Raw genomic sequence first — 11,615 nt, forward strand, 5'->3', positions numbered from 1 at the left:
CTCACTCGGCCAGGCCGTCCCAAGGCTGGCGTTCGGGGCCGGCCGCCTGGCCCTCGGGGCAGTGGCGGCGGAAGTCGCACCAGGAGCAGATGGGCCCGGGGCTGGGCGCGAACAGCTTGTCGACCTCGTCGGGCACCTGCGGCGGGCCGATCGTCTGGCGTTCGCCCGGCGGGCGGCGCGGCCCGGACCGGCCGGGCACGGCGGCGCGGTAGCGGTCGTCGGCCTCGGACGCCTCCATGGCGACCTCTTCGGCCCGGGCGATGTGCCGGGCCAGCGACTCCTCGGTGTGCCGCCACTCGATGACCTCGCCGGTGGGCAGGTGGTGCAGCTCGACCGTGCGGCACGGGGTGCGCATCATGGACGAGGCCGCGACGGCGTACACCGCCAGGGCGAGCGAGGAGCGGGCGTCGTCCTGGGTGAGCGGGCGGCGGCCGGTCTTGTAGTCGACCACGACCAGCTCGTCGCCGCGCCGGTCGAGCCGGTCGATGCGGCCCGACAGGGCGATGACCTTGGTGCGGGTGGCGACCGTGCGCTCGACGCCGACGGGGTCGTCGGACGGGTCAAGAGTCGCGACGTATCCGGAAACGAGGTCGCGGGCGCGGCCCAGCCAGCGCCCCGACTGCTCGGCGTCCCTGAACCCCTCGGTGATCCACCCGTTCGTGAGCAGGATGGCCGCCGTCAGCGGGGTGCGCCGCTCGTACGGCTCCCGCCACCAGCCCGCCAGCGCGTTGTGGACGCTCGCGCCCACGCTGTTGTGCGCCCAGGCGGGCCCCTTGGACGGCTGCGGCCGATCGAGGTAGGTGAACCGGTAGCGGCGGCGGCAGTCGAGCCAGGTGTTCAACCGCGACGGCGTGCACGAGTAGAGCCGCCGCGGCATCCCTTCCAGCGGGAGCTGGCCCTGCACCTTATTCGTCGCCCAGCTTGATCCCGGAGATCCTGGTGCCGTCGGTCAGCGGGCCCTCGCCGCCGGCCCCGGTGCCCGTCTCGGTGTCGGTGCGGGTGAGCGAGCCGGAGACCCAGTCGTCGAAGTGCGGCTCGAGGTCGCCGATCGTGACCTCGTCGCCGTGCGCGGCCAGCACCCGCGTGTCGCCGGGAAGCGTGAACAGCCGCCCGCCGATGGAGGTGAGCTGGTCGGCCAGGGCGGGGTATTCGCCGCCCAGCTTGCCGGGGCCGTCGGCCTGCAGGGCCTTGCCGGTGAACACGGCCCCGAGCGCCTCGCAGTAGAGCGACACGCCGCCGGGGGTGACGCCGGGCGTCTCCATGACGTCGAGCTGGACGTCGGCCACGCCGAAGATGCCGTCGTCCTCCATGTCGATGTCGGGCCAGGTCTCGCGCCAGGTCTCCCGCCACAGGGGCTTGTCCTTGGGGTGCAGGGCGACGACCGCCTCGTCTCTGCTGGCTACCTCGATGGCGGCCCCGACGTGGTCGGGCAGGCCCGCCGTGCAGATGACGGCCAGCACCTCCCGCTCGCCGACCTGCTCGAGGATCTTGTCGGCGTCACGCGAGGCGTCGATGACGATCACCTCGTCGTCGTCACCCACGATCCAGGTGTTGTTCTCGACCTTGTGCTCGATGCCGTCGATGTCGACGACACCCTCGGTCACCACTCGCTCGATACGCGCTGTCACGCCTCCGAACTCTAGTCCGTTCCCCTGACAGCGCGAATCGTTAATCTTCGAGTCTGGGAGAAAAGGCCCCGAACGGCACGTCGAGCTCGTGGTCGCGGGCGTCCACCAGCGACAGCTCCGCCAGCGCGATCACGCATCCGGCGTCGGCCGGCCAGGCGATCGCCCACAGCCAGTTGCCCATCGCCTCGCCCGCGTAGACGGCCCGGTCGGTCTGGCCGTCCACGCACCACAGCGCGGTGGGGTGGCCCAGCACGGCGATCTTCGCGTTCGGCGGGCCCGAGTCGAACCCCTCGCCGGGGTCGGGCCCGTCGAGCCCGGCGAACGCCGCGCCCAGCCCGATGCCCGGTTCCTCCGCGATCAGCAGCAGGTCCGCCGGCCCTTCCGTCAGCGACGGCCCGGTCAGCGCGACCAGGCTGGCGCGCGCGCCGGTGCGCTGGTCGCCCACCTCGCCGAAGCCGGTCACCAGCCAGCCGGCGGGCAACGGCCAGGGCAGCCACACGGGCACGACGGAGCTTTTGCGTATCGCCTCAAGCGCGGTGCTGGTCGGCGGCCACGGAGGCTGATACGGCAGGACATCGCCGTGCGTCCCGCATCGGTACGCACTCGACCAGGCGCTCGGCCCGTGAAGCGGGCCAAAGCACCGTGGACAGGTTGGAGCCGCTCTCACAACTACCCACGGTGCTTTCTCCGGCACGGCCGCGTCAAGGCCGGTGCCCGTTATCCCGTCGTAATCTTGGTCATGTGCGCGTAAATTGTGTCGGCGCGATCATTTTCGACGCCTTCGGCCGGCTTCTTCTCGTCCAGCGGGGACACGCGCCCGGCCTGGGGTTGTGGTCCGTCCCCGGCGGGCGGCTGGAGCCCGGCGAGAGCGACGAGGCCGGCGTGCGGCGCGAGGTGCTGGAGGAGACCGGGCTGCGGGTGACGGTCGGCCGGCTGGCCGGCACGGTGCACAGGGCCGGGCCCGGCGGGGTCACGTACGTGATCCGCGACTACCTCGCGACCATGTCCGGAGGGACGGCCGCCGCGGGGGACGACGCGGCGGCCCTGCGCTGGTGCGACCGCTCCGACCTGGCGCGGCTGCCGCTGACCGAGGGCCTGCTGGACTGCCTGACGGAGTGGGACACCCTCCCGGCCGCATGACGCGCTCGGGAGTCACCTGCTCGACGTCAGGCTCGACGTCCACAGGATCAGGTGATCCGCGTTGTACGTCGTGGAGCGGCCGAGCGCCACGACCTCCGACCCGTCCACCGCCACCGCCGACAACCACTGCGTCCCCTGGCCCGCCAGGCGGTCCTTGGTGAGCGCCACGCGGTTCCACGACAGCCCGTCCTGCGAGGTCCAGGCCGCGCTGTCGCCCTCGCCGGGCACGCCGTGCCAGCCGACCGCCACCAGCCCCTCCTGGGCAGCCGCCAGGTCGTACACGGCTGCCGCCTGGTCGGTGGGCAGCCACGCCGTCTCCCAGCTCTGGCCGTCGTCGCCCGAGACGGCGGCGAACGCGCGCCGCGCCCCGTTCGTCATGGCCGTGCCGATGGCGACCAGCTTGCCCTGGTACGCCGCCACCCGCCGCAGCCCGGCCGACGTGGCGTCCGGCGGGGACACGGCGTCGCGGGCCGTCCAGTTCACGCCGTCCTCGGAGTACCAGACGACGGTCCGCTCCTGGTCGGCGCCGCCGGAGCCGCCCACGGCCACGTACCCGTCGCCGACCGCGGTCACGTCGTGCACGCGCACGCCCGCGCCGCCCTGCGGCAGCTTGCTGGAGCGGGTGTACTTGCGCGTGTCGGGCGTGAACCACATGGCGGCGCCGGTCGCGCCTGACTGGTCCCGCGACTCGCCGGCCAGCACGTACCCCTTCTTGCCCGCCGTCACCACGTCGGTGCGCAGGTAGAGCTGGTCGGGGCGGCGGGCCAGGTCGCCCGTGACGTCCACCCGCTTCCAGTTCTCGCCGTCGGTGGAGGTGACGAGGAGGGGGTCGGTGACGCCGGCGTTCGGCTCGGTGCCGCCGACCGCCAGCCAGCCGCGGCTGCCGTACGTGACGTCCTCCAGCGTCTGCCTGCCCGTGCCGCCGAGGCTCATGGACTTCCAGCTCTGCCAGTTCCTGATCGTCCACAGGCCGGCGTCGCCCGACGCGGAGCCGACGGCCACGTACCGGCCGCCGTGGCTGGTCAGCGCGTTCGTCTCGCGGGCGATCCTGGTCAGGCCCTCGACGTTGCCGAGCGGCACGCGCGCGGCGGTGCCGCGCGGCGGCGCGGCCATGAGCACGAGCTGGTTGTCCACGTCGGAGGCCGCGCGGTCGCCGCCGGCGAACAGCGTGCCGCCGTCGGAGATCGTGAACCCGCGCAGCGTCGCGCCCGTCAGGTTGCCCAGATCGGCGCGCTTCGTCCACGAGCGGCCGTCGGTGGTGGTCAGCACCGTGTACGAGCCCATCCCGACCGGGCTGATCGCGGCCACGCCCGACGGGTAGGAGATCATCGTCTCCACGCCGACGCTCTCGGGCGCGAGGCCGCCGATGGAGCCGCACTGCGACCACTGCGCCCCGGTCGGCGAGCAGTAGACGCGCACGTCGCCCTCCGGCGTCCGCCGCCGCATCGGCACCAGCACGAACCGCTTGGGCAGCACCGCCACCGTCCCCGCGCGGGGATCCGTCGCCTCGGGGAGCTGGAAGCCGGTCGCCTGCCAGGCGCGCCCGCCGTTGGCCGAGCGCAGCACCCGCGATCCCTCGCCGTCCGCGGGTACTCCGATGGCCACGGCCGTGTCACCCTTGGCCACCACGGCCTTCAGCGCACGTACTCCCAGCTCCCTGGTCTCCACGCGCTCCCAGGCCCGGCCGTCGTCCGAGCGCCAGGCCGCCGGGCCGGTGCCGCCGTCGGCTCCCGCCGTGCTGCCGACCGCGACGAACCCCGAGCCCGTCCGCGCGATGTCCTCGATCCGGTCACCCGTGCGGAACGCGGCCAGCCCCGACGACGGCACCGCCGTCCAGCTGTAACCGTCGGTGCTGGTCCACAGGCCGCGCTCGCCGGTCGCCTCGTCGCCGCCGCTGGCCAGCCACCTGCCCTCGCCGCCGACCACGCGCCGCACGATCGCCGACGACGCGCCGTTCACCTGGCCGAGCTGCCACGTCTTGCCGCCGTTCGGGGAGAACAGGAAGAGCGGGCGCGGGGTCGGGCTGGTCGTGTCGCTGCCGACCGCCACCACCGCGCGGCCCACCGAGGTCATGTCGTTGAGCTTCTGGTCGGTGCCGACGCCGGCGGCGGGGATCGTGAACAGCTCGTCACCCGAACGTCCGGTGCCCGCCTCCAGACGCAGGCCCGCGCCCTCGTCGTCGCTCCAGCGCCAGACGAGCACGCCGGTCGCCACCAGGATGGCGGCGGCCACGGTCAGCACGATCGGGATCGCCCTGGTGCGCCTGCGGACGGGGCTGGACCTGCGGACGGCGGCGGGGGCGGGGCCGCGGTGGTGCCTGCCTCCGGCGCCCTGGCCGGCCGTGTCGCCCCCCGCCACGAGGAGGTCGGGCCTGGTGGGGCGGCCGGCGGGCGGCCGTCCGACGCGCCGCACCTCGGGCTCGTCCCGCCACTCGCCGTCACCGTCGCCATCGCCGTCGTCATCGCCATCGTCGTGGCCGCTCTCTTCGTGCGCGTCCTCGGCCGCCCGGGTCTCCTCGCCGGTCGGCAGGGGATACACGAGCCGGTACGGCGGGATGCGATCCCGGCGCTCCCCGTTGCCGGGCCCGGTGTCCTGGGCCGGGATGGTGGCGTCCTGGTCAGGCGTGCCGGCGTCCTGGTCAGGCGTGCCCGCGTCCTGGACGGGCGTCCCGGCGTCCTTGCCGGGTGTCACGACCGGAGGCGGGGCCGCGTCGCCCTCGGGCCGCGGCCGGGGCACGTGGGGCACCTCCGCCTGCGCGGCGGCCGCCTCGCGGCGGGGCGGGGGCACCTCGCCGGCGTCCGGCCGGCGTTCGCCCGGGACGGCGGTGTCGGGCCGGGGCTCGCCCTGGACGGCGGCGCCGGGCCGGGGCTCGTCGGGGGCGGAAGGATCGGGGCGGGGCGGGCCGCCGGCGACCAGCTTGTCGGGCCGGTTGACGATGCGGCGGGGCCGGCGGCGCGGCTCGTCCTCGGGCTCCCCCGTCGGCGACGCGTACGGCCGGCGCCCCTTGGGCGGCTCCTGCGGCTCGTCGCCGGGGATGGGGGCGGCGAACGGTGGCATGCCCCACGGGGAGGACAGCGGTAAGCCTCTGGCCCGGTCGTCGGTGGGGCCGGGCGGCGAGTGGCTGATCCTGGGCTCTTCTGGCGGGGTTTGGGGGTCCGACCTGCCCTCGGAGCGAGGGTCGTCGTCTTCAGGCGGTCGCCGTGGCGGGGGTTCGCTGGGGCCGGAGGCCACGCGCCGTACCTCCTAGTCGAGCTCGTCGTACAGGTGGTTCGAAGGCCGCGTGCGCGGACCGTTCCAGGGGCGGCAGGGGGTGGCCCCGCCGTCCCGACAGCATCCAGACCAGCATGTCTCAGCCGGAATTACGAGACCTCTCTAGGGAGATTCCCCGCACCTCGCGCCGGATTTATTCCGAAATAGTCTTGATTGACTGCTTTTTGGCTAGATACATCACACCAAACGCATACACCCCGAGCTGCACCACGGTCCCCGCCAACGCCTGCCACGGCACCGGCGACTTCCCCTGGTCCAGCGCGTCCTGCAGATCGCCCGCCGCCGCGCTGATGCCGAAGGCCACGACGTTGTTGACCACGTGCAGCGCGATCGGCGCCTCCAGCCCTCCGGTGCGCACCGCCAGCCACGCCATCACCGCCCCGAACGAGAACACGTCGACCAGCCCCGCCCATGAATACCCGTGCAGCGAGGCGAACAACGCGGACCCGATCAGTATCCCCCACACGGGATTGCGCACGTGCGCCCCGACGGCCTGCATGAACCAGCCGCGGAAGACGTACTCCTCGGCCGCGGCCTGGAACGGCACCAGCAGCAGGATCACGATGAGCAGCGGCAGGAAGGCCGCCCATCCGCCCCAGCCGAACATCCCGGAGTCCAGCCCGGCGGCCGACAGCGCCAGCCACTGCGCCGCCTGCCCGAGCACGAGCGCCAGCACGGCCACCGCCGCGCACTGCCCCATCCACGACCAGCGCAGCCGCCCGGCCACGGACGAGACCGTCCCCGGCCGGCGCCGCTGGACGAGTGCGGCGGTGCCGAGCACGAGCAGCAGCACGGGCGCGATGGACAGCAGCGTCATGGCCAGCCCGTACGCGTTGCCCCTCGGTATCCCGGCCTGGTCCACCGCCTCGGGCAGGCCGAAGAGCTCCGTCCCCAGCATGAAGGCGACCACGACCACGACGCCGATCCCCAGGAACCCGGCGGCGACGATCAGCGTGCCGACGATCGCGCGCCACGGCCGCACCCCCGAGATCGCGGCGAGGCGGTCGAACGTGGCCCCGCGCGGCACGGCCACGAACCAGGACGGCGGTTGCGCTGGATACGGATACTCGGCCGCCGGCGTACCGTGCGGAAATGGAGACCCCGGATTTTCCTGCATGGCTCCATTCTGTCCGCTTGATGCGCATTAGTTCACAGACGGCCCGCCGTTTTAGGCGGATGCTCGGAGTCGTACGGCAATTCGACCCTGGGAGCAGTCCATGTCAAGGCTGGGACCTGTCATCACCCTCGCGGCGGGAGCAGTGCTCGCCGTGGGGCTCGGTGTCGCCAGCACCATCGCGACACCGGCGGCCGAGGAAACGGCCGCGGGCACCGCCGCCCAAGCACCCCCGTCGGAGGAGAGCAGCGCGGCGGCCTCGCCCTCCCCGTCCAAGACGGAGCCCGAGAAGATCGCCAAGGCCGACTACGGCGGCCGGGTCAAGGGCAACGGCGCCCTCATCGCCATCTCCATCAGGAACGGCAAGGCCGTCGGCTACTTCTGCGACGGCAGGAGCGAGGCCTGGTTCAAGGGCTCGGAGTCCGGCGGCGAGCTCCAGCTCAAGGGCGTCGCGAACGCCGGCGCCAAGGTGACGGCCGAGCTGGGCGGCGGCCGGGCCAAGGGCTGGGTGTCCGTCGGCGGCAGGAAATGGGACTTCGTGGCCCCCACGGTGGTCAAACCGTCGGGCCTCTACCGGGCCACCGCCCTGGTCAGGGGCGCCAAGCTCCGCGCCGGCTGGATCGTGATCAAGAACCCGGACGGCGGCTACTACCAGGTCGGCGCCGCCGCGCTCGGCGAGCAGCAGGTGGCCATCCCGCAGATCGACAGCGAGCGGCCCACCGCCCCCGTGACCGTGGACGGCACCACAGTCAGCCCGGAGGACGTCGACGGCTTCATCGAGGAGATGCAATGACCGCCATCCACCAGCAGCACCGGCCCCCGAGCCTGGTGCCGCTCCTCGTGCCGCTGCTCGCCGGCGGCCTCGTCGTGCTCGCCCTCGGCGTGTACGGTCGCGCGCACACGCCCACCGGTCACGCCGTCGGCGTGGCCGGGTTCTCCGCCGCCCTGCCCATGAAGGCGTGGCTGACCACCGGCGCGTTCGTGCTGGCTATCGTGCAGGTGGTCTCGGCCCTGTCGATGTGGGGCAAGCTCGGGATCACGATCCCGCCCGCCGTGCACCGCTGGTCGGGGCGGCTGGCGTTCGTGCTCACCATCCCCGTCGCCTTCCACTGCCTGTACGCCCTCGGCCTCCAGTACGACGTGCCGCGCGTGCTCGCGCACTCGCTGCTCGGCTGCTTCTTCTACGGCGTGTTCACCGCGAAGATGCTGGCCCTGCCCAAGCGCGACACGCCGGGCTGGACGCTGCCGGTGCTCGGCGGGCTGACGTTCACGGCGCTCGTGGGGATCTGGCTGACGTCGGCGTTCTGGTTCTTCACCGCCATCGGCATCAAGGTGTGAAGGTCTTCGTCCGGCTCAGCCCGGCCGCCCGCCCCTTGGCGGCCACGACGAGCGCCATCTTCCTGGACGCCTCGTCGATCATCTCGTCGCCCAGCATGACCGCGCCGCGCTTCTCCACCGTGGTGTAGTACTCGTACGCCTCCAGGATGAGCTCGGCGTGGTCATAGTCCTCCTGCGCCGGCGAGAACACCTCGTTGGCCGCGTCCACCTGCGACGGGTGCAGCACCCACTTGCCGTCGAACCCGAGCGCCGCGGCCCGCTGGGCGACCCTGCGGAAGCCCTCGACGTCCTTGATCTGGAGGTAGGGGCCGTCGATCACTTGCAGGTCGTGCATCCTGGCCGCCATGAGCAGGCGCATGAGGATGTAGTGGTAGGCGTCGCCCTCGACGTAGCCGGGCGGCTGCTCGCCGACGACCAGCGTGCGCATGTTGATCGAGGCCATGAAGTCGGCGGGGCCGAACACGAGCGTCTCCAGGCGCTTCGACGAGCCGGCGATGGCGTCGGCGTTGACCAGGCCGCGGGCGTTCTCGATCTGCGCCTCGATGCCGATGCGGCCCACCTCGTACCCCATGGTCTTCTCGATCTGCGTCAGCAGCGTGTCGAGCCAGACGACCTCGGTCGGGTCCTGCACCTTGGGCAGCATCACGCAGTCGAGGTAGGCGCCCGCCCCCTCCACGATCTCGATCACGTCCCGGTACGTCCATTGGGTGGTCAGGTCGTTCACCCTGACCACGCGGGTCTTGCCGGACCAGTCGCCCTCGCGCAGCGCGGCCACGATGTTGGCCCGTGCCTCCTCCTTCGCCAGCGGCGCGACGGAGTCCTCCAGGTCGAGGAAGACCTCGTCCACGGGCAGGGTCTGGGCCTTCTCCAGGAACCGGGGGTTGCTGCCTGGCACGGCGAGCACAGAACGTCGTGAGCGCATGCGGACACGCTACTGGGCCGCCGGTTACAGTCGGATCCGTGAGCGACGACATGATGGCCATCGAGGAGGGCGCCAAGAAGTCCGGCATCCTCTGGCTCACCCTCGACCGCCCCCGCCTGGCGTGGCACGCCTGGCACGACGGCGCGATCTACCTGGTGACCGGCGGCGAGGAGCAGCGGCTGCCCGGGCTCGACGGCCTCGACCGGGTGCACGTGACGCTGCGCAGCAAGGACAACGGGGCCAGGCTGGTGGAGTTCGAGGCCGCGGTGTCGGCCGTCGACCAGGCCGCGTCGGCCGACGCCGTGGCGGTGCTGGCCAAGGAGCGGCTCAACGCCCGCGACAGCGAGCACCTGACCGAGCGCTGGGCCCGCGAGTCCACCGTCTGGCGGCTCACCCCGCAGCGGTGACGGCCTGGGGCTCCTCGATCACGGCGGGTTGAGCGCTGGAGGTGGCGGTCTGGGCGAGCAGCGCGCCCGACAGCACGAGCAGGCCGCCGACGATCTGGAAGACGCCGAGCGTCTCGCCGACCAGCGCCCAGGCCACGACGGCGCCGCCGATGACCTCCAGCGAGGCGACGGTGGCCCCCACCGCGGCCGACAGCCGCCGCACGGCGTTGACGCCCAGGATGTACGCGATCACGGTGGCGATCAGCACCATCCACAGGTACGCCCCCAGCACCGGCAGCCGCAGCCCGCCCTCGGGGGCGGCGGTGACGGTGAAGGCGTCCCAGGGGATGTTCCACGGCCGGGCGAACGGGATCAGCACCACGGCCGCGCCGGCCATGCCCCAGGCGATCAGGCCGAGGGGGTCCACGTCGTCGCCGAAGCTATCGTTCATCAGGAAATATCCGGCGCAGCACGCTCCGGCGAGCAGGCCGAGCAGCAGGCCCAGCGCGTCCAGCCGCAGGCCCTGCCACGCCTCGACGACGATCGCGAGCCCGACGACCGCGATGACGGCGCCGAGGTAGGCGGCGCGCGCGAGGCGTACCTTGCGGATGAGCCGCACCCAGGCCACCACCATCACCGGCGCCATGAACTCCAGCAGCAGCGCCACCCCCACCGGCAGCCGGGTGATCGCCACGAAGTACAGCGCCTGCACGCCGGCCACCGCCATGACCGCGTACAGGGCGAAGAACGGCAGCCTGGACCTGGGGATCCGCAGCGCCCGCGGCCGGACGACGGCCAGCACGGCGAGGAGCAGCAGCCCCGCGCCGGCCATCCGCGTCCACACGGCCTCGATCGGCGCCAGCCCGGCGGCGATGAGGTACTTCGCCATCGGCCCCGAGAACGCGAAACAACACGAGGACACGAACGCCAGCGCAAGCCCCGCATACCTCATCGCACACCGCCTGATACGTAATCACCATTAAGCAGGTTTGATACTGACACGCCGGGCGTTCGGGGTGCAACGGGGTGGCGCTGTTAGCCTGGCCACGTGAAGATCTTCGTGGCCCGGCTCCCCGGGACCCCGGTCTTCGACCCGGCCGGCGACCAGATCGGCCGGGTCAGAGACGTGGTGGTCGGGCTGCGCATCGGCCGCCGCCCCCAGGTGCACGGCCTCGTGGTCGAGGTGCAGCCGCGCCGCCGGGTGTTCCTGCCCATCACCCGGGTACGCCGCATCGAGGCCGGGTCCGTCGTCTTCACCGGGCGGCTCAACATGCGCAGGTTCGAGCAGCGCGCCACCGAGACGCTGGTCATCGGCCAGATGCTCGACCTCACCGTACGCGTCGGCGACGAGCCCGTGACGGTCTACGACGTGGCCATGGAGGAGATGAAGCCGTCCACCTGGGAGATCACCAAGGTCGCCGTCCACAAGGAGCGGCGGCGCCAGCCCCGCACGGTCGACTGGGGCGAGGTGTCGGGCTTCGACACGCTGCAGCAGGACCAGGGGGCGGCCGGGCTGATCGCCGCGTTCGAGTCGCTGCGCGCCGCCGACATGGCCAGCGCGCTGCACGACCTGCCCAGCAAGCGGCGCATCGAGATCGCCCGCGCGCTGCACGACGACCGGCTGGCCGACGTCCTGGAGGAGCTGCCACCCGCCGACCAGATCGGCATCCTCGGCACGCTGGAGCCCGAGCGGGCCGCCGACGTCCTGGAGGAGATGGGCCCCGACGACGCCGCCGACCTCCTGCACGACCTGCCCGCGGACCAGGCGGCCGAGCTGCTGGCCCTGATGGAGCCCGGCGAGGCCGCGCCCGTACGAC

The 11,615-nt window shown here is 72.8% G+C and carries 12 protein-coding genes; 5 read left to right on the top strand and 7 right to left on the bottom strand.

The window, feature by feature from the left end:
* Position 1: 1 nt before the first annotated feature.
* From HCN51_RS47160 to HCN51_RS47170, 3 genes are read right to left on the bottom strand one after another with little or no spacing between them, the layout of a single operon-like run.
* A complete protein-coding gene (locus HCN51_RS47160; RefSeq protein ID WP_168018454.1) occupies positions 2-877 on the bottom strand; it encodes a RecB family exonuclease in 876 nt (291 codons plus the stop codon).
* 28 nt (positions 878-905) lie between these two features.
* A complete protein-coding gene (locus HCN51_RS47165; RefSeq protein WP_168018438.1) occupies positions 906-1,628 on the bottom strand; it encodes an MBL fold metallo-hydrolase in 723 nt (240 codons plus the stop codon).
* 40 nt (positions 1,629-1,668) lie between these two features.
* Positions 1,669-2,322 carry a DUF6758 family protein gene (locus HCN51_RS47170; protein ID WP_335673904.1) on the bottom strand — a complete coding sequence of 218 codons (654 nt, stop codon included), beginning with the start codon at positions 2,320-2,322 and terminating at the stop codon, positions 1,669-1,671.
* Between the two features lie 47 nt (positions 2,323-2,369).
* Between HCN51_RS47170 and HCN51_RS47175 the strand changes: the two genes are divergently transcribed.
* Positions 2,370-2,768 carry an NUDIX domain-containing protein gene (locus HCN51_RS47175; protein WP_168018440.1) on the top strand — a complete coding sequence of 133 codons (399 nt, stop codon included), beginning with the start codon at positions 2,370-2,372 and terminating at the stop codon, positions 2,766-2,768.
* A 12-nt stretch (positions 2,769-2,780) separates the two neighbouring features.
* Here HCN51_RS47175 and HCN51_RS47180 read toward each other — a convergent pair whose 3' ends face one another.
* Positions 2,781-5,825 (bottom strand): DUF6242 domain-containing protein, encoded by a 3,045-nt coding sequence (locus HCN51_RS47180; protein WP_168018441.1) that lies wholly within the window; start codon positions 5,823-5,825, stop codon positions 2,781-2,783.
* A gap of 346 nt (positions 5,826-6,171) precedes the next feature.
* Positions 6,172-7,071 (bottom strand): CPBP family glutamic-type intramembrane protease, encoded by a 900-nt coding sequence (locus HCN51_RS62715; protein ID WP_168018442.1) that lies wholly within the window; start codon positions 7,069-7,071, stop codon positions 6,172-6,174.
* 184 nt (positions 7,072-7,255) lie between these two features.
* Here HCN51_RS62715 and HCN51_RS47190 point away from each other — a divergent pair, with 184 nt between their 5' ends.
* Positions 7,256-7,945, top strand: coding sequence for a hypothetical protein (locus HCN51_RS47190; RefSeq protein ID WP_168018443.1), 690 nt, complete (start codon positions 7,256-7,258; stop codon positions 7,943-7,945).
* A complete protein-coding gene (locus HCN51_RS47195) occupies positions 7,942-8,490 on the top strand; it encodes a DUF6529 family protein (protein ID WP_168018444.1) in 549 nt (182 codons plus the stop codon). Before HCN51_RS47190 ends, HCN51_RS47195 begins: the two co-directional genes overlap by 4 nt.
* Here the strand turns inward: HCN51_RS47195 and HCN51_RS47200 are convergent.
* Entirely contained in the window at positions 8,480-9,412 is a 933-nt protein-coding gene (locus HCN51_RS47200; RefSeq protein WP_168018445.1) for an HpcH/HpaI aldolase/citrate lyase family protein, read from the bottom strand. The two genes, HCN51_RS47195 and HCN51_RS47200, sit on opposite strands and share 11 nt — an antisense overlap.
* A gap of 38 nt (positions 9,413-9,450) precedes the next feature.
* Between HCN51_RS47200 and HCN51_RS47205 the strand changes: the two genes are divergently transcribed.
* Positions 9,451-9,819 carry a hypothetical protein gene (locus tag HCN51_RS47205; protein ID WP_346434049.1) on the top strand — a complete coding sequence of 123 codons (369 nt, stop codon included), beginning with the start codon at positions 9,451-9,453 and terminating at the stop codon, positions 9,817-9,819.
* On the opposite strand, the gene HCN51_RS47210 is transcribed toward HCN51_RS47205, so the two are convergent.
* Positions 9,803-10,750, bottom strand: coding sequence for an EamA family transporter (locus tag HCN51_RS47210; RefSeq protein WP_168018446.1), 948 nt, complete (start codon positions 10,748-10,750; stop codon positions 9,803-9,805). The genes HCN51_RS47205 and HCN51_RS47210 overlap by 17 nt on opposite strands.
* A gap of 96 nt (positions 10,751-10,846) precedes the next feature.
* On the opposite strand from HCN51_RS47210, the gene HCN51_RS47215 reads away from it, so the two are divergent.
* A partial coding sequence (locus HCN51_RS47215) for a magnesium transporter MgtE N-terminal domain-containing protein (protein ID WP_346434050.1) occupies positions 10,847-11,615 on the top strand: 769 nt, incomplete at its 3' end.

Origin of the sequence: Nonomuraea composti (assembly GCF_012034275.1) — a bacterium.
Lineage (GTDB): Bacteria > Actinomycetota > Actinomycetes > Streptosporangiales > Streptosporangiaceae > Nonomuraea > Nonomuraea composti.

Coding starts and splice junctions, on each gene's coding strand:
- HCN51_RS47195 (WP_168018444.1), top strand. CDS start 7,942: ATGACCGCCATCCACCAGCAGCACCGGCCCCCGAGCCTGGTGCCGCTC.
- HCN51_RS47200 (WP_168018445.1), bottom strand. CDS start 9,412: ATGCGCTCACGACGTTCTGTGCTCGCCGTGCCAGGCAGCAACCCCCGG.
- HCN51_RS47160 (WP_168018454.1), bottom strand. CDS start 877: ATGCCGCGGCGGCTCTACTCGTGCACGCCGTCGCGGTTGAACACCTGG.
- HCN51_RS47180 (WP_168018441.1), bottom strand. CDS start 5,825: ATGCCACCGTTCGCCGCCCCCATCCCCGGCGACGAGCCGCAGGAGCCG.
- HCN51_RS47190 (WP_168018443.1), top strand. CDS start 7,256: ATGTCAAGGCTGGGACCTGTCATCACCCTCGCGGCGGGAGCAGTGCTC.
- HCN51_RS47210 (WP_168018446.1), bottom strand. CDS start 10,750: ATGAGGTATGCGGGGCTTGCGCTGGCGTTCGTGTCCTCGTGTTGTTTC.